Source organism: Roseateles sp. T103, assembly GCF_057219915.1.
Window position 1 is genome coordinate 121,086 of sequence record NZ_JBXVVS010000004.1, and the last position, 23,050, is coordinate 144,135.

Genomic DNA, 23,050 nt, shown 5'->3' on the forward strand with positions numbered 1-23,050 from the left:
CCCTGCGCTTCGCCGACAGACATGCCAAGCCCAACAAGCTCGACAAGGCTTGCAATTGCGAATGGTTCGCATTTAATATCTACACATGAGAACCCGCAGCCCGACAGACCAGCCACTGTCCACAGCCCGCCTCGCGCAAGACAGCGCCCAACCAGCGCCAGCGCGCCCACCGACTCGACTGCACAGCACTGCCTTGCTCGGCAGCGAGCGTGAGGTAGAGATCGAGCATGGGGGCCAGATCTATCGGCTGCGCCTGACCGCCTTGGGCAAGCTCATCCTGACCAAGTAGCCCGAAGCGACCCGCATCGCGTCCCCATTCCGCCCAGCACCTGCCAGCCTGTTCCGCCAGCCCGTGCCACGCCTGCCCCAGCGCAGCTTGCAAGCATTCAATCGTGGAGCTCTGAGATGTGCGAATTGAACGGTGAGAAGCAAAGCAGCACACCGAGCGTGTTCGGCCCTTTGAAGGCAAGGCCTGTGCCCGAGCCGGCGTCCTCCCCAGCCACCCGCCCGCGCGGCTCGCGCCGCCGCCGGCTCTGGGAGCTGCCTCCGCAAGCCCTGTGCCCCGTGATCGGCGTCTGCCTGCCCATGCCAGTGCTGCGCCGCCGACTTGGCAAGACCTTGGGCAGCGATCCACTCGGCTCCGACTACGAGCTGCACTGCGGCGCGATCCAGGAATGCAGTCAACGCACAGCGGTGGCGGAACTGCTGCAGCGGGAACTCGAGTCCCGCTACGCCCTCGCGGTGCGGCAGGCATCAGCCTGCAAAGACAGCGAGGCCTTGTGCAGATGGTGGCAAGGGGCAACTCAAGACAGTGGAGACGTCGCTGGCGCCCTTTGGGCCACCCTGTGCCATGCGCGCTGCGACGGCGCCCTGCAGGAGCGGGTACTGCGCGACATTCACATGCTGCAGCACCAGGTCGGCGTCTCGAACCGTGCCGATCTGCAGCGCCTGGACGCCTTGCGCGAAGAAAACGCCGTGCTGGGCCGCGAACTTGCACGCGCACAATCCCGCTCGACCCAGCTTCTGGCCGAGCGCGCGCGCCAGATCGAGCAACAACAGAACGAACTGCTGCGCCTGCGCGGCGAGCTGCTGGCTCGCGACACCGAGCTGGCGGCGCTTCGCGATGAACTGGCACGGCTGCATGCCGCCGAACCCGGCCTGCGGCGACGGCAGGCGCAGGCCGAGCAGCTGCAGCTGCTGCAGCATCGCCTGGAACAGCTCGGGCTAGGCCTGGCAGAGGCGCGCGAGCAGGCGGCGCGAGAGCGTCGCCGCGCCGATGAGGCCGAAGCTGCACATGCAAGCGCGCTGGCCATGGTGGCCACCGAGGCCAGCCAGCCAGAGACCGACCGCCCGCTGCCCGCGCTGGACGAACGCGCGGTGCTCTGCGTCGGTGGGCGACCTTCGGTGGTGCCGATCTACCGCCAGCTGATCGAGCGTACCGGCGGTCGCTTCCTGCACCACGATGGCGGCGAGGAAGACGCGCAAACACGGCTGGATGCCAGTCTGGCCGCCGCCGATCTGGTGATCTGCCAGACCGGCTGCATCAGCCACGATGCCTATTGGCGGGTGAAGGACCACTGCAAGCGCCACGGCAAGCAGTGTGTCTTTGTCGACAAGCCCAGCGCCTCGAGCCTGCAGCGCGCACTCACCCAACTGCGCATCGCGCCGGCGCCGGCCGGCGATGCGGCCGCGCTCAGCGGATCGCGCCAGCCGAACGCATCGTCTTGACCATCGCCTCGCCCACCCCGACGCCGAAGCGCTTGGCCAGGCGGTCGGCAATATTGGGGTGCGGCGTGTAGTCGATGACTTCCTCGGCCTTCACCAACTCGCGCGCAACGAAGTCCAGCGTACCCAGACCATCGGCCAAGCCCAGGCGAACCGCCTCCTCGCCGTTCCAGAACAGCCCCGAGAAGGTCTCCGGTGTCTCCTTCAGCCGCGTCCCGCGCCCTTCACGGACGACGCGGATGAACTGCTGGTGAATCTGGTCCAGCATGGCCTGGGCATAGGCGCGCTGCTGCGGATCCTCTGGCGAGAACGGGTCGAGCATGCCCTTGTTGTTACCCGCTGCGATCAGCCGCCGCTCCACGCCGAGCTTGCCCATCAGGCCATTGAAGCCAAAGCCGTCCATCAGCACGCCGATCGAGCCCACGACGGAAGCCTTGTCGACAAAGATCTCGTCGGCAGCCGCGGCGATGTAGTAGGCACCAGAGGCACAGACCTCCTCGACCACCGCATAGACCTTCTTGCCATGCTTGGCCTTGAGACGCTTGATCTCGTCATGGACGATCCCAGCCTGCACCGGACTGCCGCCGGGCGAATTCATGCGCAGCACCACCGCCTGCGCACCCTCGTCCTCGAAGGCGCTCTTCAAGGCGGACAGCAGCAGCTCGGCACTGGCTTCGCTGTCGACGGCAATCTCGCCGCGCACCTCGATCAATGCGGTATGCGGGGTCAGCGGCGGCTTGCCCGGATGCTGCCCGACGAAGAGGAACCACAACAGCGCCGCGACCAGCACCAGCCAGGCGAGGCGGAAGAACACGCGCCAGCGACGCTCGCTGCGGCGGTCAGCCAGATAGTCGCGCGCGAACTGGGCAAGCAGCGCCTCGTGGGCGGCACCCGCCGCAGGCGCGGCCGCGGTGGCTCCCGCAGGCTTGGGTGTGTCGACCTGCGGATCAGGAATTGCAGGCGGCAGATCGTCGTTGGGCGTCATGTCAGGAAGGCAAGGGCTCTGGGAAGCTTGGGCACGCACCGCGCAGTTCGGTCGGATGCAGATCGATGGCGGGCATCGCTCAATCCTCGAAGGCGGGCCGGGTGTCGCGCGAAGGATACCAATAGACCTGCCCGCCGCTCTCGCTGACGCGGATCTTGGTCAGGCCGCGCCGGCCACACTGGCCCATCACGCAGTGGCCGGTCGTGGGCTCATAGACCGCGCCATGGATGGAACACATGATGTAGCGCTTGTCGCGGTCGAGGAACTCGCCTTCCTGCCAGTCCATCTCGACCGGCACATGCGCGCAGCGGTTCAGGTAGGCGTGGACCTCGCCGTCGTAGCGCAGCGCAAAAGCGCGCGCTGGCTGGCGGAACTGCATCACATCGAAGACGAAGGCGCGGCCGCGCTCCTCCAGTTCGGCGGAGGCGCACAGCGCCTGGGCCTGCTCGCTCTTGTCGGTGTCGCTCATGCGCGGTCCAGCTCAGGCATGGCGCAGCAGCCAGCCTTGCAGATCGGGCACGTCATGGGCGATGTGCAGCGGCTGGTAGGCATCGAAGCTCTCGTGATCGTGCGCGCCGTAGGCCACGCCGACGCTGGCCGTGCCGGCGTTGATGGCCAGTTGCAGGTCGTGCACGGTGTCGCCGATCATCAGCGTGCGCTCGGGCTCGGCACCGAACTCGCGCATCAGCTCCTCGAGCATGCGCGGATCGGGCTTGCCGGCGGTTTCGTCGGCGGTGCGGCTGCCGTCGAAGACATGGCGCAGGTCCACAGTCTTCAGCGCCTCGTCCAGGCCGCGGCGGCTCTTGCCCGTGGCGATCGCCAACCAGTGATGCCGATCCTTCAGCGCCGCCAGCATGTCCAGCACGCCCTTGAACAGCGTCACCTCGTGCTGGGCGGCAAAGTAGTGGTGCCGGTAGCGCAGGCCCAGCTCGCCATAGCGCTCGCGCGGCAGGCCCGGCACCGCGTGAGCCAGCGCTTCGTGAAGGCCCAGGCCGATCACATAGCTGGCCTGTTCGTCGCTGGGCCGCGGCAGACCGAGATCGACGGCCGCGGCCTGGATGCAGCGCGTGATCAGCGCGGTGGAGTCGAACAAGGTGCCATCCCAATCGAAAACGATCAGATCGAACTGGCGGGGACGGGAATTCATCGTTGGTCTCAGGCGCTCTTCAGCTGGCTCAGCAGCTTCTCACATTCGGGCGGAAGGGGTGCGGCGAGCTCGATTTCCTGCCCACTGGCCGGGTGGACAAAGCGCAGCCGCCGCGCATGCAGAAACATGCGCTCGAAGCGCAGCGGCCCGCGCGCCAAGGCGCGGTTGGCCTCGAAGTCGCCGTACTTGGGGTCGCCGACGATCGGGTGCCCCTCATGCGCCAGGTGCACGCGGATCTGGTGGGTGCGACCGGTCTTGATGGTCACGTCCAGCAGCGTGTAGCCGGGCAGGCGCTGGATCACCTTCACGATGCTGATCGAACGCTTGGCCTGCTCTGCGGCCGTGTCGTGCGAGCTGGTCACCGCGCGCACGCGGCGCTCGCCATCGGCGCCGACGAACTTGTGCAGCGCCACGTCGATCACCTTCTTGCTCTCGGCCCAGTCGCCGATGACCAGCGCCGCATAGGTCTTGCCGGTCTCGCGGCCGCGGAACTGGTCCTGCAAGGCGGTCAGTGCGCTGCGCTTCTTGGCGATCAGCAGCAGCCCGGAGGTCTCCTTGTCCAGCCGATGCACCAGCTCCAGGAACTTGGCGCCGGGCCGGGCCTGGCGCAACTGCTCGATCACGCCGAAGCTCACGCCCGAGCCGCCGTGCACCGCCACGCCGGCCGGCTTGTCAACGACGATCAGGTGCTCGTCCTCGAAGACGACCGGGAACTCCTTGGCTGGCACGAAAGCCGTTTCGGCGGCGGGCTTTTCGGGCAGGCGCACGGGCGGTATGCGCACGATGTCGCCCAGCTCCAGCCGGGTGTCGGCCTGGGCCCGGCCCTTGTTGACCCGCACCTCGCCGGCGCGGATCACCCGGTAGACATGGGTCTTGGGCACGCCCTTGAGCTCGCGCAGCAGGAAGTTGTCCAGGCGCTGGCCCGCACTGCCTTCGTCGACCTCGACCAGGCGAACGGCAGGCACGGTGGCCGCAGGGCTGCTCTTCTTTGCGGCCGGCGTCGCGACTGTCGGTGACAGCCGACGCGTTGGCGGATGCTCACCCTTCTGGGCGGACTTGGCGCTGGCTTTAGCCCTTATAATCTTTTGAACCACTTTTGCGCCGTAAGTATTTGATTTGCCTAATTTTAGCTGGGCGGATCGAGAGTCAGGCGGCGCCAGGGTGGCAGGCATGGCCTGTGGTCATGCCTGACAAGCGGTGATGCAACGCGCCAGACTGCGAGGCGGGCCCTGTCCCCAAGTGACAGGGCGGTTTCGTGACTGGCGTGGCAGTGCGATCGTAGAAAGAACCCGCCGAGCCGGCCCCACCATCGAAGTGCGATGCGGGCCGTGCTGGCAAGACAATAAGGTTTACACGGCTCGAGGCCGTGGCGGAGCGCGACTTCAAGCGGTTCCCCCCGACCTCGGACCAGCGCCAAGCAGCCTTCGCGGATGAACTCCCCGACCTCCTCCACCCCCCACCGCTCGCGCGTGCAGCCCCGGCCCATGATGGCCGGCGAGGCTGGCAGCTTTGGCCGTGGCCGGGCCGCGCCGCACTGGGATGCCGCGCGTTCAGGAGACGGGGACGCAGCTCCGCCAATTGCTGTCATGACGCATGCGCCAACGCTTGTCGGCTGATCGACACGATCCCGACAAGTCCAGGGCGATTCCTTCCTCGGTTCCTCCACGTCAGCACGTGCATCGATGAGTCGCCCCGCGGGATGCCTGGCATTCCGCGTCGGCGGAGTGATGCTGCGCGCCTTGCGGTCGAGAGATCGACCCTAGGTGCGCGAGGAGTGACGACATGAAACGCATGCTGATCAATGCGACGCAGCCGGAAGAGCGGCGCCTCGCGATCGTCGATGGCCAGAAGCTGCTCGACTTCGAGACCGAGATCGAAGGCCGGGAACAGCGCAAGGGCAATATCTACAAAGCCGTGGTGACGCGGGTCGAGCCTTCGCTCGAAGCCTGCTTCGTCGACTACGGCGAAGACCGCCACGGCTTCCTGCCCTTCAAGGAAATCGCCCGTCAGTACTTCCGCGATGGCACCGACGTGCGCAACGCGAAGATCCAGGACGCGATCAAAGAAGGCCAGGAGCTGCTGGTCCAGGTGGAGAAGGAAGAGCGCGGCAACAAGGGTGCGGCGCTGACCACCTTCGTCTCGCTGGCCGGACGCTATCTGGTGCTGATGCCCAACAACCCGCGCGGTGGCGGCGTCTCGCGCCGCATCGAGGGCGAAGAGCGCGAGGAACTCAAGGAGAACCTCGACCAGCTCGAGTACCCCAAGGGCATGAGCCTGATCGCGCGCACTGCCGGCATCGGCCGCAGCGCGGCCGAGCTGCAGTGGGACCTGAACTACATGCTCAAGCTCTGGTCCGCCATCGACGAGGCGGCCAAAGGCGGCAAGGGCGCCTTCCTGATCTACCAGGAGTCCAGCCTGGTGATCCGCGCGATCCGCGACTACTTCACCTCGGACATCGGCGAGATCCTGATCGACACCGACGACCTGTTCGAGCAGGCGCACCAGTTCATGAACCACGTGATGCCCGACCAGGGCCATCGCGTGAAGCGCTACCGCGACGACGCGCCGCTGTTCAGTCGCTTCCAGATCGAGCACCAGATCGAGACGGCCTTCAGCCGCACGGTCAACCTGCCCTCCGGCGGCGCCATCGTGATCGACCACACCGAGGCCCTGGTCTCGGTGGACGTCAACTCGGCGCGCGCCACGCGCGGCGGCGACATCGAGGAGACCGCGACACGCACCAATCTGGAAGCCGCCGACGAGATCGCGCGCCAGATGCGCCTGCGCGACCTGGGCGGCCTGATCGTTGTCGACTTCATCGACATGGAAGAGTCGAAGAACCGCCGCGAGGTCGAACAGCGCCTGCGCGACGCGCTGCGCCAGGACCGCGCCCGCGTGCAGTTCAGCTCGATCAGCAAGTTCGGCCTGCTGGAACTGAGCCGCCAGCGCCTGCGCCCGGCCCTGTCCGAAGGCAGCCACATCACCTGCCCGCGCTGCAACGGCACCGGCCACATCCGCGACACCGAAAGCTCGGCACTGCAGATCCTGCGCATGGTCCAGGAAGAGTCCATGAAGGACAACACCGCCGCCGTGCATGTGCAGGTGCCGGTGGAAGTGACTTCCTTCCTGCTCAACGAGAAGCGCACCGAGATCACCAAGATCGAACTCAAGCAGCGCGTCACCGTGCTGCTGGTGCCCAACAAGCACCTCGAGACGCCGAACTACAAGCTGGAACGCCTGCGCCACGACGACCCGCGCCTGGAGAACCTGCAGGCCAGCTACACGATGATCGAGGAGCCGGACGACGAGGTGGGCATCACCCGCCGTCGCGACGCCGGCAAGACCAACAAGCAGGAACCGGTGATCAAGGGCATCCTGCCCGAGCAGCCGGCACCCATCGCTCCGCCCAAGCCCGAGCCGGTGGCCGTGGCAGCGCCTGTGGCCCCGGCCGCTGCGCCTGCGCCGGCCGGTGGCGGCTTCTTCGGCTGGATCAAGAAGATCTTCGGCGGCGAGAGCGCCGAGCCCGCAGTGGCCAGCAGCGCCGCCGAAGCCAAGCCGGCTGAAGCCGGCGAGCGCCCGGCCAAGGAAGGCCAGGGCAAGCGAGAAGGCGGCCGCGGCGAACGCGGTGGCCGTCGCGGCGAGCGCGGCAGCGAACGCCGCGGTGGTGGCAACGGCCAGAAGGCCGAGGGCCAGCGCGGCGAACGTGGTGAGCGCGGCGAGCGCTCGGAACGCGGTGAACGTGCTGAGCGTGGCGAGCGCGGTGGCCGTCGCGGCGAAGGCCGCCCCGAGGCAGCGGCAGCGGAGCAGACCGCCGGCAACGGCCAGCAGGCACAGCGCGGCGAGCGCGGCGGTGAGCGAGGCGAAGGCCGTCGTCAGCGTGGCGAACAGCGCCGCGGTGGCGAGCAGCAGCAGCAGCCGCAGCAGGCCGGCCTCGAACTCGCCGCGTCGCCCGACGCACCCGAGCAGGAACAGCTGGTGAGCGCCAACGCCTTTGCCGATACGCAACCCAACGAGCTGGCCGCTGAAGGCGGCGCGCCGCAGGCAGCGGGCGAAGGCCAGGACGAGCAGCAGCGCCAGGGTCGGCGTCGTCGCCGTCGTGGCGGCCGCGGTGGCGAAGGTCGCGGCCAGGAAGGCGGCAGCACCGAGGCGATCGAAGGCAATGAGGAAGCCGCCGTCGAGGAGCCCGTGGCTGCGGCCGCCGAAGCCGCGGCCGAGGCAGGCAGCGAAGGCGCCGCCGAGGAGCGCGAGGAAGGCGCCGGCGATGGCCAGGGCCGCCGCCGTCGCAGCCGCGACCGCTATCGTCGCGAGCGTCGCGAGGACCAGGGCGAAGAGAGCGCAGCCGCGCCGGCAGCAGGCGACGAGGCAGCCGCCGAAGCTGCTGTCGCCGCCGCGCCGGTGCAAGCCCCGCTGATTGCCGAAGCTGCCGCACCTGCAGCGGCCCCGGCAGCACCCGCGCCGGTCGCAGCCCCTGCGGCAGCGCCTGCCGCTGCCCCGGCCCCGCAGCCGAAGTACGAGCTGCCGATCGGCGAGCTGCAGGCGCTGGCCCAGGGTGCGGGCATGGAGTGGGTCAACTCGGACGCCGAGAAGATCCGCGCCGCGCAGGAGGCCATCGCCGCCGAGCCCAAGCCCGTGCACGTGCCACGCGAGCGTCCGCCGCTGGTGGTGCTCGACGAAGGCCCGCTGGTGCTGGTCGAGACCCGCAAGGATCTCGCGCAGATCAAGCTGCCTTTCGAGCAGTAAAGGCCCACCCCCTACGCGCTGACGCGCGCCCCCTCAAGGGGGCCGAGCCCGGACACGGACAGTCCTGAGCACTGTTCGTGCCTGGCGAGGGGCAAGGCCTCCGTGCCTTGCCACATCCGTAGGGCCGGCAGAGCCGGACCCTCGGACGTCGGCTCTAAGCGAAGACGCCGCCTCGGGCTTACGCCCGGGCGGCGTCTTCTTCTTTGGGCTGCGTGCCGTCCTTGCTAAGCCAGTCGCTCGACCGCGGCGAGATAGCGCGGGCTGCGCATCAGCTCGTCCCAGGTCAGCGGCGCGGTCTGCGGCAGCAGGTCGAGGCGGCGTGATTCGCTGTCGGGGTCGGGTGTCCATTCGCCGCGACCAGCGGCGGCTTCGAGGCCGGCGAGCAGCTCGTCAATGGCTTCGCCTTTGCCCACATTCGACTGGTTGCACAGCAGCACCAGATCGCAGCCGGCGTTGAGGGCGGCAAGCGCCGCTTCGGTGTAGCCGATCGCCTTGCCTTCGAGCACGCGGGCGCCGGCCATGCCGAGGTCGTCGCTGAAGATCGCGCCGCCGAAGCCGAGTTGCTCGCGCAGGATGTCGTGCAGCCAGCGGCGGCTGAAGCCGGCCGGGCGCTTGTCCACCTTCGGATAGATCACATGCGCCGGCATCACCGCCGACAGGCCCAGACCGAGCCATTCATAGGGCTTGGCGTCCTCGCCGAGGATGCTCTTGAGGCTGCGCTTGTCCACGGGTATGGCCACATGGCTGTCGGCCTCGACGAAGCCATGGCCGGGGAAGTGCTTGCCGCAGCTGCCCATGCCGGCCAGCAGCAGGCCCTGCATCAGGCTCTTGGCCAGCATCGCGACGACGCGCGGATCACGGTGGAAGCTGCGCTCGCCGATCACGCTGCTCTGACCGAAGTCCAGGTCCAGCACCGGCGTGAAGCTGAAGTCCACGCCGCAGGCGCGCAACTCCGCGGCCAGCACATAGCCGGTGGCGGTGGCGGCCACGGTGGCGCGCAGTGCGTCGTGCATCCACAGCGTGCCCAGCGTGCGCATCGCCGGCAGCTGCGTGAAGCCGTCGCTGCGGAAACGCTGCACGCGGCCACCTTCGTGGTCCACCGCGATCAGCACATCGGGGCGGATGCTCTTGATCTCGGCGGTGAGCTCGGTGAGCTGGCCGCGGCTGGCGTAGTTGCGCGCGAACAGGATCAGGCCGCCGACCAGCGGATGCGCAAGGCGGCGGCGGTCGTTGGCGTCGAGTTCAAGTCCGGCGATGTCCAGCACCAGCGGTGCATGCTGCAAGGTGTCACTCATCGATGTCTGCCCATTTCAGGCTTGAGGTTTCAGTCGCAGGTCTCGACGACCACGAAAGAGCAGGCGTAGTCGCTCTCGTCGCTCACCGTCACATGGGCGCGCAGACGCTTGGCTTCGAACCAGGCGCCCAGCTCGCCATGCAGGCGGATCTCCGGCTTGCCGCTGGCGATGTTGAGGATCTCGCAGGCGCGCCAGGTCATCGGCATGCGCATGCCCAGGCCGATGGCCTTGGAAAAAGCCTCCTTGGCCGAGAAACGCGTCGCCAAGTAGGCCACACCGCGCGCCTCGACCTTGGCGCGGCGATGGCGGAACACCGCGAGCTCGTTGGGGCCCAGCACCTTCTCGGCAAAGCGCTCGCCGCGCCGCGCCAAGGTCTCGCGCACGCGGCGGATGTCGCAGATGTCGGTGCCGATGCCGTAGATCATGTCAGTTGTCTCAGCATTGCTGCTGGAGTCAGGAAACTCGGGCCGAGCGCCGGGCCGCCCCAAGCCGGCCCGCGCTGGCGATGTGCTTGCGGCCCGATGCCGCAAGCATCGCCATCCACGTGGGGGATCGCCCAGGCGCGCCGGCGTTCAGCGGGGCGCGATTGGGCGAGGGGCTCACACATACGCGCGCTGGATGCAGCGCTGGTAGTCGCGCACCGTCTCGGCGTAGCCGAGCTCCAGCGCATCGGCGATCAGCGCGTGGCCGATCGAGACCTCCTGCACGCCGGGCACCTCGCGCAGGAAGGTGGTCAGGTTGTCGCGGTTCAGATCATGGCCAGCATTGATGCCCAGACCCAGGGCCAGCGCGGCACGGGCCGTAGCGGTGAAGCCGGCGAGCACCTCGGCCTGGCGCGGCGTGCCCCAGGCGCTGGCGTAGCTCTCGGTGTAGAGCTCAATGCGGTCCGCGCCCAGCTGAGCGACGTAGGGCATGGCCTCGGGCAGCGGATCCATGAACAGGCTGACACGCACGCCCAGGCTCTTGCACTCCTGGATCAGCGGCGCGAGCCGCTCCATGTCGGCCGGCAGGTTCCAGCCATGGTCGGAGGTGAACTGGTCCTCGGCATCGGGCACGAAGGTCACCTGCTGCGGCCGCAGCGCGCGCACATAGTCCATCAGGTTCTGCGTCGGGTTGCCTTCGATGTTGTACTCGGCCTGGGGCCAGGTCTTGAGCAGTTCGGCCAGCTCGTGCACGTCGTGCGCGCGGATGTGGCGGCCATCGGGACGCGGATGCACGGTGATGCCTTGCGCACCCGCCTGCAGGCAGATCTCGGCAGCGCGCAGCACGCTGGGGATGCCGATGTGGCGGGTATTGCGCAGCAGCGCGACCTTGTTGACGTTGACAGAGAGCTTGCAGCGGCTGTCGTGCGAGCCGGATTCAGGGGCGACGAGCGGGTTCATTGAAGTCGTGGCGAGGAGTGTTCAGTCGTGGAGCCGCTGCAGGTCCAGCATGACCTGCCGGCTGCGCAGGGGCCGGTGGCCCAGATGATAGTGAAGCAGGCCGCGCAGCGCGGTCTTCAGCGCCGGCAGCGCACCCAGGCAGGCGTGCTGCAGCGCCGCCATGCTGCCGTGCATCAGCGCGGCCTGCAGCTGCACCAGCGTGGCACCGTCGAGCGGCGCCTCGCCGTTGCTCGCCTCGATCACGCCGGACTCGGGCGAGATCGCATAGGCGCGTTGCGCGAGCAGCGGCTGCTGTGTGACGGTCACCAGACTCAGCTCGGGCAGCAGGCCCACCTCGGCCAGCAGGCGCAGCTCGAAGGCACGCAAGGCCGCCTGTGCTGCGGCGTCATCACCGTCGCGCAGCTGTGCCAGCGTGGCTGCATAGGCATCGAACAGCGCCGGATGCGGGTCCTGGCGAGCCAGGAACTTCATCAGCAGCTCGTTGAGGTAATAGGCCGAGAACAGCGCCGCACCCGCGGGCAGCACGCTGCCGCCGGCCCACTCGGCGCTGCGCAGCGTGACCACCTCGGGCGCGTCCTCGTCCTCCCGCTTGAGCGGCTTGGACAGGGCGACCTGGATGCGCTGAAAGGGCAGCAGCACGGCACGCAGCTGCGAGTACGGCCGCTTGGCGCCCTTGGCGACCACGGCCATGCGCCCCTGCTCGCGCGTGAACAGGTCCAGTACCTGGCTGCTCTCGCTCCAGTCGTAGTGGTGCAGGACGAAGGCCTGCTGAACTGCTGGCGAGCGACGCATCACGCCCGGCGCTGGGCCGTCCCAAGCCGGGCGGCGCCAAAGGGCCGGATAGCGGCCCCTGCGGGTCCGGGGGGCCGAGCAGCAGCCCCAGCGGGTCCGCGGGGCAGGAGCGCAGCGACTGGGGGACTCATCTCACTCGTAGCCGTAGGAGCGCAGATGCTCCTCGCTATCGGCCCAGCCCGAGCGCACCTTGACCCACAGCTCGAGGAAGACGCGACCGTCCATCAGGTGTTCGAGCTCCTGGCGCGCCTCGGAACCGATGCGCTTGAGCAGCTCGCCCCCCTGGCCGATGACCATGCCCTTGTGGGCGTCGCGCTCCACGATGATGGACGCGCTGATGCGGCGCAGATTGCCCTCGTCCTCCCACTTGTCGATCACGACGGTGGAGGTGTAGGGCAGCTCGTCGCCGGTCAGGCGGAAGAGCTTCTCGCGGATGATCTCGCTGGCGAGGAACTTCTCGCTGCGGTCGGTTAGCGCGTCTTCGTCATAGAACCAGACCTGCTCGGGCAGGTAGGGCTTGAGGATCTTGAACAGGCGCTGCACATCGGCAGGCTTCTTGGCCGACAGCGGCACGAACTCGGCGAAGTTGCGCCGCTCCTGCATGCTCTTGAGCCAGGGCGCCAACTCGGCACGGCGATGCACCGCGTCCAGCTTGTTGGCAATCAGCACGACCGGCCGGTCCTCGGGCAGCAGCGCCAGAACCTTGGCATCGTCGAGCCCGAATCTTCCGGCCTCGACCACGAAGAGCACCAGATCCACGTCCGACAGCACGCCATGCACGGTGCGATTGAGATTGCGGTTGAGCGCCGCGTTGTGCTTGGTCTGGAAGCCAGGCGTGTCGACAAAGACGAACTGCGCCTCATCGACGGTACGCACGCCGGTGATGCGGTGACGCGTGGTCTGTGCCTTGGCCGAGGTGATGCTGACCTTCTGGCCGACCAGCGCGTTCATCAGCGTGGACTTGCCCACATTGGGGCGGCCGACGATGGCGATCAGGCCGCAGCGATGCGCGGGCTGATCAGTGGGGCCGTCCTCGCCGTGCGGCGGCTCGTGCTGGGCTTGGGTCATGCTGTTGTCGCGGCTCAAGGCCGCCCTCCTCAGTCGCGCAAGCCTGAACCAGGCTTGTCGCGGGATATCAGTTCGTCGAGCAGGCGACGCGCGGCATCCTGTTCCGCCGCGCGGCGCGAGCGGCCTTCGCCTTGACTCATCATGTTCAACGCCGGCACCGCGCATTCGACGGTGAAGATCTGCGCATGCGCCTGACCGCGCGTCTCGGTGATGCGGTAGCTGGGCACGGCCAGGCGACGGGCCTGCAACCACTCCTGCAGCGCCGTCTTCGCGTCCTTGGCCCAGCTTTCGCTGCGGCTGCCGGCGATCACTTCGGAGAGCAAGGCCTTGACGATCTCGCGCGCGGCCGGATAGCCGCCATCGAGAAAGGCCGCGCCGATCACCGCCTCGAGCGCATCAGCCAGGATGGAAGGCCGCTGCGCGCCGCCGCCGCGGGCTTCGCCCTCGGACAGACGGAGCACTTCGGGCAGGCCCAGCTGTAGCGCCAGGCGGTGCAGGCTGTCCTCGCGCACGAGGTGGGCGCGGATACGCGTCAGATCACCCTCGTCCGACCCCGCGTAGCGCTCGTAGAGCAGGCTGGAGACCGTCAGGCTCAGCACCGCGTCGCCGAGGAACTCGAGGCGCTCGTTGTGCTCGGCACCGAAACTGCGGTGCGTCAGCGCGCGCTGAAGCAGCGCCGCGTCCTTGAAGCGGTAGCCGATGCGTTGCTGCAGCGAGTCGAGTGCAGGACTGGCCATGCGAGCAGTCGCCGCCTCAGCGCGACTCCCCTTCGTACTTGATGAGCAGGAAGACCGGGCCGGCAACGTCGATCAGTTTGTCGTAGGCGAAGCGGATCTTCACGCGGTCGTTCTCCTTGGTGATCACCAGATCCTGGCCGCTGATGCTCTGGATCGAGTACTCCACCTGCTTGATCCGCTCGAACTCGGCCCGTGCAGCCGGCACCGTGGCCGGATTGCCCTGGGCAATCTTGTTCACTGCCTTCTCGATCGTGTAGTACTCCATCACGCTCGGAAACACCCGGGCCAGCAGCACGCCGCCAAATGCGATCAGCACCGCCCAGAAGACCAGACCGATCAGGGTGACACCGCGTTGCCGAGGCTTGGCGCTATGCATGGATTGAGTCCCTTTCGACAGGAAGTCGCAGCGCTTCAGTTGAAGCCGCCAATGCGCTTGAGGTTACCGAAATTCATCCAAACAAAGAAGGCTCTGCCGACGATGTTCTCGTCAGGCACGAAACCCCAGAAGCGGGAATCGCGCGAGTTGTCACGGTTGTCGCCGAGCATGAAGTAATGGCCCTGGGGCACTTTGCACACGACGCCCTCAGGGCTGTAGCGGCAGTTGTCCTGATACGGGAAAGGGCCTCCGAGCCGGTCGGGGCGGAACAGCGGCGTGCGGCGCGGGTCGACAAGGATCTGATGCTCGGCCTCGCCCAGCTTCTCGGTGAAGCGGGCACGGTAGGACATGCTGTCCTCGTCGTAGAAGTCGCCCTGCGGCTGTATAGGCACCGGCTGGCCGTTGAGGAACAGGCGCTGGTTCACATAGGCCACCTCGTCGCCCGGGATGCCGACGACGCGCTTGATGTAGTCGACGCTGGGGTCCTCGGGGTAGCGGAACACCATCACGTCACCACGCTTGACCGCGTTGTTCTCGATGATCTTCTTGTTGATCACCGGGAGGCGCACGCCGTAGTGGAACTTGTTCACCAGAATCAGGTCGCCCACCAGCAGCGTCGGCACCATCGATCCGGACGGAATCTTGAAAGGCTCGAACAGGAAGGAGCGCAGCAGAAACACCGCCAGGATCACCGGGAACAGCCCGGCGGTCCAGTCCAGCCACCAAGGCTGACGCAGCAGCGCTTCACGCGCAGGCTCGACATCGCCGTCCACACGGGTGATGCCTTGCTCGGCCAGTCGCTCGCGGCGTTGCTGGTCAGCCTCGACCAATCGAGCCGCAGCGCGCTCGCGAGCGGGCTTGAAATGGAAGCGCTCGGCCAGCCAATAGGCCAGCGTCACGCTGCTGAGGATGAAGAGCAGCAGCGAGAAATTGCCGCTCCAGTAGCCGGTGTACCAGCCGCCCAGGTAGACGATCAGGGCGGCGTACAGCACGCCGGTCAGTGCACTCATGGCATTCATTCTTCAACTTGGAGGATGGCCAGGAAGGCTTCTTGCGGCACCTCCACCGAACCGATTTGCTTCATGCGCTTCTTGCCCGCCTTCTGCTTTTCCAGCAGCTTGCGCTTGCGGGTGATGTCGCCGCCGTAGCATTTTGCCAGCACGTTCTTGCGCAGCGCCTTGATGTTCTCGCGAGCGATGATGTTGGCGCCAATGGCGGCCTGGATGGCCACGTCATACATCTGGCGCGGGATGATCTCGCGCATCTTGGCCGCCACCTGGCGGCCGCGGAACTGCGCCTGCGTGCGGTGCACGATCAGTGAGAGCGCATCGATGCGGTCGCCGTTGATCAACATGTCCACCTTGACCACGTCGGAGGCGCGGTACTCCTTGAACTCGTAGTCCATCGAGGCATAGCCCCGCGACACCGACTTCAGCTTGTCGAAGAAGTCCAGCACGATCTCGGCCAGCGGGATTTCGTAGGTCAGCATGACCTGCCGACCGTGGTAGGCCATATTGATCTGCACGCCGCGCTTCTGGTTGGCCAGCGTCATCACCGGGCCTACGTATTCCTGCGGCATGTAAAGGTGCACGGTGACGATGGGCTCGCGGATCTCCTGGATCTTGCCCTGCTCGGGCATCTTCGAGGGGTTCTCCACCTCCAGCACCGTGCCGTCGCCCAGCTCCACTTCGTAGACCACGCTGGGGGCCGTGGTGATCAGGTCCTGGTCGAATTCGCGCTCTAGGCGCTCCTGCACGATCTCCATGTGCAGCAGGCCCAGGAAGCCGCAGCGGAAGCCAAAGCCCAGCGCCTGCGAGACCTCGGGTTCGAAGCGCAGCGACGCGTCGTTGAGCTTGAGCTTTTCAAGCGCGTCGCGCAGCTGGTCGTACTCGCTGGCCTCGGTCGGATAGAGGCCGGCGAACACCTGCGGCTGGATCTCCTTGAAACCCGGCAGCGGCGATTCGGCCGGACCGAGGTTGTTCGGCAGCTTCTTCTCGACGGTGATGGTGTCACCCACCTTGGCCGCCGCCAGCTCCTTGATGCCCGCGATGATGAAGCCCACCTCGCCGGCATTGAGCTGGTCGCGCGATTCGCTCTTGGGCGTGAACACGCCCAGCTGCTCCGCCGGATAGACGGCATTGGTGGCCATCATGCGGATGCGCTCGCCCTTCTTCAGACTGCCGTCGACGACCCGCACCAGCATCACCACGCCGACATAGTTGTCGAACCAGCTGTCGATGATCATCGCGCGCAGCGGCGCCTCGGCCTGGCCCCGAGGCGGAGGCATGCGGGCAATGATCGCCTCAAGGATGTCGTCGATGCCCAGACCGGTCTTGGCCGAGCAGGGAATCGCGTCGGCCGCATCGATGCCGATGACGTCTTCGATCTCTTCCTTGGCTCGCTCTGGATCGGCCTGCGGCAGGTCCATCTTGTTGAGCACCGGGATGACCTCGACGCCAAGGTCCAGCGCGGTGTAGCAGTTCGCCACCGTCTGCGCTTCCACACCCTGGCTGGCATCCACGACGAGCAAGGCACCCTCGCAGGCCGACAGCGAACGGCTCACCTCGTAGGAGAAGTCCACATGCCCCGGCGTATCGATCAGGTTCAGGTTGTAGGTCTTGCCGTCGCGCGCCGTGTACTTCAGCGCTGCAGTCTGCGCCTTGATGGTGATACCGCGCTCGCGCTCGATGTCCATCGAGTCCAGCACCTGCGCTTCCATCTCGCGGTCGGAGAGACCGCCGCACCTTTGGATGATTCGATCAGCGAGCGTGCTCTTGCCGTGGTCGATGTGGGCAATGATGGAAAAGTTGCGGATGTGATTCATGGACTCAGTCGCAGCCCTGGCGGGCGCAGTACTTCAGCAGTCTCGCCGCTGCACAAGATGCACTCGCTGGCGCGGCCTATCGGCGGTGCCGCGACGGCCCGGCCGGACATAAAAAAAAGGCACGTCGAAAGTGGTGACGCGCCTTCCAACAAAACTTTTGGCAACTGCTTGTTGGGCTTTCATTGTAGCCAAAACCCCAGGGGCCGGAAGGCGGGAAGCCGCGCCAATCCACGCGTTGCGACTGGCCAACATGATCTTGTCAACAACTTATCCACAATTCATGTGGCACAGTTGCCACCCACAGCGCGAACGGTCCCGTTCAGATTGCGGGCAACTCAAAACGGACACTTCAACATACGGATTCTATCTGTCTGGCGACGCAATGCCGTCCGCGACGAGAAGTCAGCAAGCGCAAACATCTTGTTTCATTCCGCCAGCGGAATTCGGATATGAAACAAAATCCTGCCTCGCGAAAAGACCCCCCGTGCCAGTCGGCTAGTCACAACGCCTCAAGCCAGCGCTTCCGGGTCAACGTTGCGGCCTGACGAGCACGAAGCTGACCGCGCCGTCGCGCCGAACCAGCAGGCTCACCGGCTTGCCGCCTCTTTCAAGGCCAAGCAACAGGCTCTGCAACTGCTTTGCACTGCTCACCTCCTGATTGTTGACGGAGAGGATCACGTCGCCCTCGCGCAGGCCCGCCCGCGCCGACGGTCCCTCGGCGGCGGTCACGCGGGCGCCACCGCGCACCTTCAGTTCGCGCCGGCTCGCATCGCTGAGATCGGCAACAGTCAGGCCTAGGGCACCGGTCTGCACGGGCACAGGCTGGGACGACCCATTCTCGGTCGCGGTCCGCGGGCGCTCCTCGCTGAGTTCGGCGACAGTGACGATGAGCTCTTTGACGTTACCACGGCGGAATACCTGCATGGCTACTTTGCTGCCGGGCTTGGTGGCAGCGACCAGGCGCCGGAGTTCGCTGGCGCGGTCGACGGGCTTGCCATCGAAGCGGGTGATGACATCGCCGGGTTCCACGCCCGCCTTCTCCGCCGGGCTGCCCTCGACCACGCTGCGTACCAGTGCACCATTGGGCCGCCCCAGTCCTATGGCTTCAGCAACCTCCTTGCTTAGGTCATCGGGCAACACCCCGATGCGGCCGCGCGTGACCCGCCCGGTACCGCGCAGCTGATCGGCCACGCGCATCGCCTCGTCGATCGGGATGGCGAAGGAAATGCCCATGAAGCCACCCGAGCGACTGTAGATCTGCGAGTTGATGCCAACCACCTCGCCGCGCATATTGAGCAGCGGTCCGCCCGAGTTGCCCGGGTTGATCGCCACATCGGTCTGTATGAAGGGCAGGAGTTCGCCGGTGTCGCGCGCCTTAGCACTGACGATGCCGGCAGTGACCGTGCTGTCGAAGCCGAACGGCGAGCCGATGGCCAGCACCCACTCGCCGACACGCAGCCGGCCGACGTCGCCGATCTTCACCGCGGGCAAGCCGCTAGCCTCGATCTTGAGCACTGCCACGTCGGTACGCGCATCGGTGCCGATCAGCCTGGCCTTGAACTCGCGCTTGTCGGTCAGCGTGACAGTCACCTCGTCCGCGCCATCCACGACATGCGCATTCGTCATCACGAACCCATCGGCGCTGAGGATGAATCCCGAGCCCACACCGCGCCGCTGTGGCGCGTCGTCATCACCGCGCGGCGCACCACGACGCTGGTTAGGCAGCGGGATGCCGAAGCGCCGCAGCAGTTCCTGCATCTGCTCGTCGATCTCGGGCGTGGCCTGCGAGCCGCGCACACGCTCCGCGGTACGGATGTTGACGACCGAAGGTCCGGCGCGCTCCACCAGATCGGTGAAGTCAGGCAGGTCTCGGGCCTCGGCGTGGGGAGCTCCGATCGGAAGCATGCCCAGCAGCAGGGCCGTCAGCAGCAGGCCCATCGCATGGGCAAGTCGGCGCAAAGGCGGAGTGACAGGCAGGGGGTGCACTGGGAGACTGACCATGGATGCTCTCGCTGTTGAACGGCAGCGAGGATAGAGCAATCGCTGCTGCGCTGCCGGATCAGGGTTGAGTGCCACCTGCCGCGGGCGCGAGCCGTCGAGTCCTGGCCGTATGTAGCGTAGCGCGAAGCAACAGCCAATGAGGTCCCGCGGCATACCGCTCGAGACGAAGCAGTCGACTCTCAAGATGGGGCCACATCAATGGGTTGCAGTCCACAGGTGTCAGCCAGAGCATCAGCCATGAATCGAGCTCGATCGCCGGCCTCACGTCGACCGCAATGGTCTTGCCCTCTCGACCCGGCTCGACCAGTTGCCAGGTTTGCCCGTCCCAGCGCAAGCGGCAAGCGGGCTGCGCAGCGAGACGCCAGCCCAACCAAGCCGACAAGACGATCAACAGCAGGCTGGCGCCGACCGTTAGCGAGCCTGGCACCGGTTGGTGAGCGCTCGCCCAAGCCGTCAAGGCCGCTGCGGTCAGCCCATAGAGACACGCGCACAGCGCGCGCCAAACAAAATCGCCGCCAACGCTCACTTCGAACGCAGGCGGCGAGCGCAGCGCAGGCTGCATGGGCTGAGTCAGCGCATCAGATGCGCTTGAAGATCAGAGTGCCGTTGGTGCCGCCGAAGCCGAAGTTGTTCTTCGCGGCGTAGTCGATTTTCATCTCGCGCGCTGCATTGGCGCAGTAGTCCAGGTCGCACTCGGGATCCTGGTTGAAGATGTTGATCGTCGGCGGGGCGATCTGGTTGTGCACGGCCAGCGTGGTGAACACCGACTCAATGCCGCCGGCGCCGCCGAGCAGGTGGCCGGTCATCGACTTGGTCGAGCTGACCACCATCTTCTTGGCATGGTCGCCGAAAGCCAGCTTGATGGCGTTCGTCTCGTTGACATCGCCCAGCGGCGTCGAGGTGCCGTGAGCGTTCATGTACTGGATCTGATCCGGGTTCAGCCCGGCATTGCGCAGGGCCGCGCGCATCGAGCGCTTCGGTCCGTCAACGTTCGGCGCAGTCATGTGGTACGCGTCCGCACCCATGCCGAAGCCGGCGAGCTCGGCGTAGATCTTGGCGCCGCGCTTCTTCGCGTGTTCATATTCCTCGAGCACCAGCACGCCGGCACCCTCGCCCAGAACGAAGCCGTCGCGATCCTTGTCCCAGGGGCGGGACGCGGTCTTGGGATCGTCATTGCGCGTAGATAGTGCACGGGCTGCTGCGAAGCCGCCGATGCCCAGCGGCGAAACGGTCGACTCGGCGCCGCCAGCGATCATCACATCGGCATCGCCGTACTCGATCAAGCGGCCCGCTTCGCCGATGCAGTGCAGACCCGTGGTGCAGGCCGTCACGATCGCCAGGTTCGGTCCCTGGAAGCCGTACTTGATGGAGACATGGCCCGAGATCATGTTGATGATCGAGGCCGGCACGAAGAACGGCGAGATGCGACGCGGACCGCGATTGGTCAGCTCGGCATGGGTCTCCTCGATCATCGGCAGGCCGCCGATGCCCGATCCCACCAGCACGCCGATGCGCTCGGCCGCCTCTTCGCTCAACTGATCGCCCGTCGGCAGACCCGCATCCTGCACGGCTTGGATGGCTGCTGCCATGCCGTAGTGGATGAAGGTGTCCATCGTCCGCGCTTCCTTGCTGGAGATGTAGGCTCCAACGTCGAAGCCCTTCACCTCACCGGCAAACTGGCAAGCGAAGTTGCTGGCATCGAAACGAGTGATGCGGTCGATGCCGGACTGACCGGCCAGGATGTTCGCCCAGCCTTCGGCCACCGTGTTGCCCACGGGGCTGATCAGGCCGAGACCGGTGACGACGACGCGACGACGGCTCATGCGGTACGGGAATCAGTTGATGGGAAAGCGAGAGCGCCGTGCGCTCAGGCCTTCTGGTGCTTGACGGCGTAGTCGATCGCCAGCTGCACGGTGGTGATCTTCTCGGCTTCCTCGTCCGGGATCTCGATGCCGAACTCGTCTTCCAGGGCCATCACCAGTTCCACGGTGTCCAGCGAGTCGGCGCCCAGATCAGCCACGAAGGCCTTCTCATTGGTCACATCGGACTCAGGCACGCCGAGTTGCTCGGCGATGATTTTCTTGACACGTGCTTCGATATCGCTCATGACTCCTCCAAGAGGGGTTTGCTAGGAACAGCCCGGGATTCTAAGGCACTAGAGTGACGCGCCTAAGCTTGGCTGCGTCAGGGGTCCAGTGCCTTCACCGGCCGGGCGAATCCGGTGGGCGGACGCGGGATGCGTCCGCCTCAGTTCATGAACATGCCTCCGTTGACATGCAGTTCGGTACCCGTGATGTAGGCGGCTTCCTTGGACGCCAGGAAGGCCACCGCGGCGGCGATCTCCTCCGGCGCACCCAGGCGACCGACCGGGATCTGCGCCAGCAGCGCCGACTTCTGCGCCTCGGGCAGCACCTCGGTCATGTCGGTGGCGATGAAGCCGGGGGCGACACAGTTGACGGTGATGCCGCGGCTGCCGAGTTCGCGCGCCAGCGAACGTGTCATGCCCGCCACGCCAGCCTTGGCCGCCGCGTAGTTTGCCTGCCCCGGGTTGCCAGAGGCACCAACCACCGAAGTAATGTTGACGATGCGGCCGTAGCGCTGCTTCATCATCGTGCGCATCACGGCGCGGCTCATGCGGAACACGGCCTTGAGATTGGTGTCCAGCACCGCGTCCCAATCCTCGTCCTTCATGCGCATGGCCAGCGTGTCGCGCGTGATGCCGGCGTTGTTCACCAGCACCTGCAGGCCGCCTTCGGCCTTGACGATCTCGTCGATTGCCGCATCGCAGGCGGCCGCGTCGTTGACATTGAGGACGATGCCGCGGCCACCGAACTCGGCCAACGCCGCGCCGATGCCGGCAGCGCCGGATTCGCTGGTCGCGGTGCCGACCACGGTGTAGCCCTGGCGCGCCAGATGCAGCGCGATGGCGCGGCCGATGCCACGGCTGGCGCCGGTGACCAGCGCGACTTGCTTCGTCGTTTCAGTCATAGTGTTCTTCTTGTCTGTCTTGCTCAGCCCAGCAGCGCCTTGGCTTCGGCCAGCGAGGCCGGATCCAGCACGGTGGTGCTCTGCAGCTCGGCATCGATGCGCTTGGCCATGCCGGCCAGCACCTTGCCCGGGCCGCATTCGATGATGTGCGTGAGGCCGCGCGCCTTCAGCGCCTGCACCACCTCGACCCAGCGCACCGGGCCGAAGGCCTGGCGATAGAGCGCATCGCGCAGCGCATCGGCGCTGTCGACCGTGGCAACGTCGATGTTGTTGACCACCGGGAACTGCAGCGCGCCGAAGTTCGTCGCCGCCAGCTTGGTCTTGAGCTTGTCGGCCGCAGGCTTCATCAGGCTGGAGTGGAACGGCGCGGACACCGGCAGCGGCAGCGCGCGCTTGGCGCCCATGGCCTTGAGCACCTCGGCAGCCTTCTCGGCGCCGGCCTTGCTGCCGGCGATCACGGTCTGCTTGGGGTCGTTGAAATTGACCGCCTCGATCACTTCGCCGCTCTCGGCGGCCGCCTTGGCGCAGCCTTCGCGCACCGCCTCGCCGTCCAGCCCCAGGATCGCGTACATCGCACCGGCACCGACCGGCACCGCCTCCTGCATGGCCTGCGCACGGAAGCGCACCAGCGGCAAGGCATCGGCCAGAGCCAACGCGCCGGCGGCGACCAGCGCCGTGTACTCGCCCAGCGAATGGCCAGCCGCAGCTGCCGGCACCAGCCCCGTCTCGGCGATCCAGGCGCGATAGCAGGCGATGCCTGCGGTCAGCATCACCGGCTGAGTGTTGGTCGTCAGGTCCAGCTGTTCCTTGGGACCGTTCTTGATCAGGGCGCCGATGTCCTCGCCCAGCGCGGCCGATGCCTCGGCCAGCGTGCGCGCCACTTCCGGATGGTCGCCCCAGGCGTCGAGCATGCCGACGGCCTGCGAGCCCTGGCCGGGGAATACGAATGCAAACTTCGCGCTCATCTCTTCGTTCTCGTCGTCTTGTTGT

General features: G+C 66.7%; 21 protein-coding genes. 3 read left to right on the top strand and 18 right to left on the bottom strand.

Annotation, left to right across the window (positions count from 1 at the left end; all coding sequences use genetic code 11):
• Positions 1-85 precede the first annotated feature (85 nt).
• The gene (gene hemP, locus AC2EBS_RS13035; RefSeq protein ID WP_484728854.1) at positions 86-289 is read left to right on the top strand and encodes a hemin uptake protein HemP; all 204 of its coding nucleotides are present in this window, start codon (positions 86-88) and stop codon (positions 287-289) included.
• Positions 290-900: 611 nt separating this feature from the next.
• Positions 901-1,728, top strand: coding sequence for a DUF2325 domain-containing protein (locus AC2EBS_RS13040; protein ID WP_484728855.1), 828 nt, complete (start codon positions 901-903; stop codon positions 1,726-1,728).
• On the opposite strand, the gene AC2EBS_RS13045 is transcribed toward AC2EBS_RS13040, so the two are convergent.
• From AC2EBS_RS13045 to AC2EBS_RS13060, 4 genes are all read right to left on the bottom strand, one after another.
• Entirely contained in the window at positions 1,694-2,710 is a 1,017-nt protein-coding gene (locus AC2EBS_RS13045; protein ID WP_484728856.1) for a S49 family peptidase, read from the bottom strand. The genes AC2EBS_RS13040 and AC2EBS_RS13045 overlap by 35 nt on opposite strands.
• Positions 2,711-2,789: 79 nt before the next feature.
• Positions 2,790-3,179 (bottom strand): Rieske (2Fe-2S) protein, encoded by a 390-nt coding sequence (locus AC2EBS_RS13050; protein WP_484728857.1) that lies wholly within the window; start codon positions 3,177-3,179, stop codon positions 2,790-2,792.
• A gap of 12 nt (positions 3,180-3,191) precedes the next feature.
• Positions 3,192-3,857 carry an HAD family hydrolase gene (locus AC2EBS_RS13055; protein ID WP_484728858.1) on the bottom strand — a complete coding sequence of 222 codons (666 nt, stop codon included), beginning with the start codon at positions 3,855-3,857 and terminating at the stop codon, positions 3,192-3,194.
• Positions 3,858-3,865: 8 nt separating this feature from the next.
• Positions 3,866-4,822 carry an RluA family pseudouridine synthase gene (locus AC2EBS_RS13060; protein WP_484728859.1) on the bottom strand — a complete coding sequence of 319 codons (957 nt, stop codon included), beginning with the start codon at positions 4,820-4,822 and terminating at the stop codon, positions 3,866-3,868.
• Positions 4,823-5,639: 817 nt separating this feature from the next.
• Between AC2EBS_RS13060 and AC2EBS_RS13065 the strand changes: the two genes are divergently transcribed.
• Positions 5,640-8,597: an Rne/Rng family ribonuclease gene (locus AC2EBS_RS13065; protein WP_484728860.1), complete on the top strand. Its 2,958-nt coding sequence runs from the start codon at positions 5,640-5,642 to the stop codon at positions 8,595-8,597.
• A gap of 224 nt (positions 8,598-8,821) precedes the next feature.
• Here the strand turns inward: AC2EBS_RS13065 and nagZ are convergent, their stop codons facing one another.
• The 14 genes from nagZ to fabD all read right to left on the bottom strand — a co-directional run bounded on the left by nagZ (position 8,822) and on the right by fabD (position 23,025).
• Entirely contained in the window at positions 8,822-9,892 is a 1,071-nt protein-coding gene (gene nagZ / locus AC2EBS_RS13070; RefSeq protein ID WP_484728861.1) for a beta-N-acetylhexosaminidase, read from the bottom strand.
• Between the two features lie 29 nt (positions 9,893-9,921).
• A complete protein-coding gene (gene acpS / locus AC2EBS_RS13075; protein ID WP_484728862.1) occupies positions 9,922-10,317 on the bottom strand; it encodes a holo-ACP synthase in 396 nt (131 codons plus the stop codon).
• Between the two features lie 174 nt (positions 10,318-10,491).
• On the bottom strand, positions 10,492-11,274 hold the full coding sequence (locus AC2EBS_RS13080) for a pyridoxine 5'-phosphate synthase (RefSeq protein WP_484728863.1): 783 nt from the start codon (positions 11,272-11,274) through the stop codon (positions 10,492-10,494).
• A gap of 21 nt (positions 11,275-11,295) precedes the next feature.
• Entirely contained in the window at positions 11,296-12,066 is a 771-nt protein-coding gene (gene recO, locus AC2EBS_RS13085; protein ID WP_484728864.1) for a DNA repair protein RecO, read from the bottom strand.
• Positions 12,067-12,198: 132 nt separating this feature from the next.
• Positions 12,199-13,134 carry a GTPase Era gene (era, locus tag AC2EBS_RS13090; protein ID WP_484729136.1) on the bottom strand — a complete coding sequence of 312 codons (936 nt, stop codon included), beginning with the start codon at positions 13,132-13,134 and terminating at the stop codon, positions 12,199-12,201.
• Positions 13,135-13,163: 29 nt separating this feature from the next.
• Positions 13,164-13,871, bottom strand: coding sequence for a ribonuclease III (gene rnc, locus AC2EBS_RS13095; RefSeq protein WP_484728865.1), 708 nt, complete (start codon positions 13,869-13,871; stop codon positions 13,164-13,166).
• A 16-nt stretch (positions 13,872-13,887) separates the two neighbouring features.
• Entirely contained in the window at positions 13,888-14,247 is a 360-nt protein-coding gene (locus AC2EBS_RS13100; protein WP_484728866.1) for a DUF4845 domain-containing protein, read from the bottom strand.
• 35 nt (positions 14,248-14,282) lie between these two features.
• Positions 14,283-15,257, bottom strand: a complete 975-nt coding sequence (gene lepB, locus AC2EBS_RS13105; protein WP_484728867.1) for a signal peptidase I — start codon at positions 15,255-15,257, stop codon at positions 14,283-14,285.
• A 5-nt stretch (positions 15,258-15,262) separates the two neighbouring features.
• Positions 15,263-17,071, bottom strand: a complete 1,809-nt coding sequence (lepA, locus tag AC2EBS_RS13110) for a translation elongation factor 4 (RefSeq protein ID WP_484728868.1) — start codon at positions 17,069-17,071, stop codon at positions 15,263-15,265.
• Between the two features lie 528 nt (positions 17,072-17,599).
• On the bottom strand, positions 17,600-19,009 hold the full coding sequence (locus AC2EBS_RS13115) for a DegQ family serine endoprotease (RefSeq protein ID WP_484728869.1): 1,410 nt from the start codon (positions 19,007-19,009) through the stop codon (positions 17,600-17,602).
• A gap of 641 nt (positions 19,010-19,650) precedes the next feature.
• Positions 19,651-20,895, bottom strand: coding sequence for a beta-ketoacyl-ACP synthase II (gene fabF, locus AC2EBS_RS13120; RefSeq protein ID WP_484728870.1), 1,245 nt, complete (start codon positions 20,893-20,895; stop codon positions 19,651-19,653).
• Positions 20,896-20,939: 44 nt separating this feature from the next.
• Positions 20,940-21,179 (bottom strand): acyl carrier protein, encoded by a 240-nt coding sequence (gene acpP / locus AC2EBS_RS13125; RefSeq protein ID WP_195796395.1) that lies wholly within the window; start codon positions 21,177-21,179, stop codon positions 20,940-20,942.
• A gap of 140 nt (positions 21,180-21,319) precedes the next feature.
• Positions 21,320-22,060, bottom strand: coding sequence for a 3-oxoacyl-ACP reductase FabG (gene fabG / locus AC2EBS_RS13130; protein ID WP_484728871.1), 741 nt, complete (start codon positions 22,058-22,060; stop codon positions 21,320-21,322).
• A 23-nt stretch (positions 22,061-22,083) separates the two neighbouring features.
• Entirely contained in the window at positions 22,084-23,025 is a 942-nt protein-coding gene (gene fabD, locus AC2EBS_RS13135; RefSeq protein WP_484728872.1) for an ACP S-malonyltransferase, read from the bottom strand.
• Positions 23,026-23,050 lie beyond the last annotated feature (25 nt).

Bases quoted from the DNA above. Each gene is read 5' to 3' on its own strand.
- AC2EBS_RS13080 (WP_484728863.1), bottom strand. From the start codon at position 11,274: ATGAACCCGCTCGTCGCCCCTGAATCCGGCTCGCACGACAGCCGCTGC.
- acpP (WP_195796395.1), bottom strand. From the start codon at position 21,179: ATGAGCGATATCGAAGCACGTGTCAAGAAAATCATCGCCGAGCAACTC.
- fabG (WP_484728871.1), bottom strand. From the start codon at position 22,060: ATGACTGAAACGACGAAGCAAGTCGCGCTGGTCACCGGCGCCAGCCGT.
- era (WP_484729136.1), bottom strand. From the start codon at position 13,134: ATGACCCAAGCCCAGCACGAGCCGCCGCACGGCGAGGACGGCCCCACT.
- AC2EBS_RS13040 (WP_484728855.1), top strand. From the start codon at position 901: ATGCTGCAGCACCAGGTCGGCGTCTCGAACCGTGCCGATCTGCAGCGC.
- nagZ (WP_484728861.1), bottom strand. From the start codon at position 9,892: ATGAGTGACACCTTGCAGCATGCACCGCTGGTGCTGGACATCGCCGGA.
- AC2EBS_RS13050 (WP_484728857.1), bottom strand. From the start codon at position 3,179: ATGAGCGACACCGACAAGAGCGAGCAGGCCCAGGCGCTGTGCGCCTCC.
- lepB (WP_484728867.1), bottom strand. From the start codon at position 15,257: ATGAGTGCACTGACCGGCGTGCTGTACGCCGCCCTGATCGTCTACCTG.
- AC2EBS_RS13115 (WP_484728869.1), bottom strand. From the start codon at position 19,009: ATGGGCCTGCTGCTGACGGCCCTGCTGCTGGGCATGCTTCCGATCGGA.
- AC2EBS_RS13055 (WP_484728858.1), bottom strand. From the start codon at position 3,857: ATGAATTCCCGTCCCCGCCAGTTCGATCTGATCGTTTTCGATTGGGAT.
- recO (WP_484728864.1), bottom strand. From the start codon at position 12,066: ATGCGTCGCTCGCCAGCAGTTCAGCAGGCCTTCGTCCTGCACCACTAC.
- hemP (WP_484728854.1), top strand. From the start codon at position 86: ATGAGAACCCGCAGCCCGACAGACCAGCCACTGTCCACAGCCCGCCTC.
- AC2EBS_RS13100 (WP_484728866.1), bottom strand. From the start codon at position 14,247: ATGCATAGCGCCAAGCCTCGGCAACGCGGTGTCACCCTGATCGGTCTG.
- fabD (WP_484728872.1), bottom strand. From the start codon at position 23,025: ATGAGCGCGAAGTTTGCATTCGTATTCCCCGGCCAGGGCTCGCAGGCC.
- fabF (WP_484728870.1), bottom strand. From the start codon at position 20,895: ATGAGCCGTCGTCGCGTCGTCGTCACCGGTCTCGGCCTGATCAGCCCC.
- acpS (WP_484728862.1), bottom strand. From the start codon at position 10,317: ATGATCTACGGCATCGGCACCGACATCTGCGACATCCGCCGCGTGCGC.
- AC2EBS_RS13045 (WP_484728856.1), bottom strand. From the start codon at position 2,710: ATGACGCCCAACGACGATCTGCCGCCTGCAATTCCTGATCCGCAGGTC.
- AC2EBS_RS13065 (WP_484728860.1), top strand. From the start codon at position 5,640: ATGAAACGCATGCTGATCAATGCGACGCAGCCGGAAGAGCGGCGCCTC.
- lepA (WP_484728868.1), bottom strand. From the start codon at position 17,071: ATGAATCACATCCGCAACTTTTCCATCATTGCCCACATCGACCACGGC.
- rnc (WP_484728865.1), bottom strand. From the start codon at position 13,871: ATGGCCAGTCCTGCACTCGACTCGCTGCAGCAACGCATCGGCTACCGC.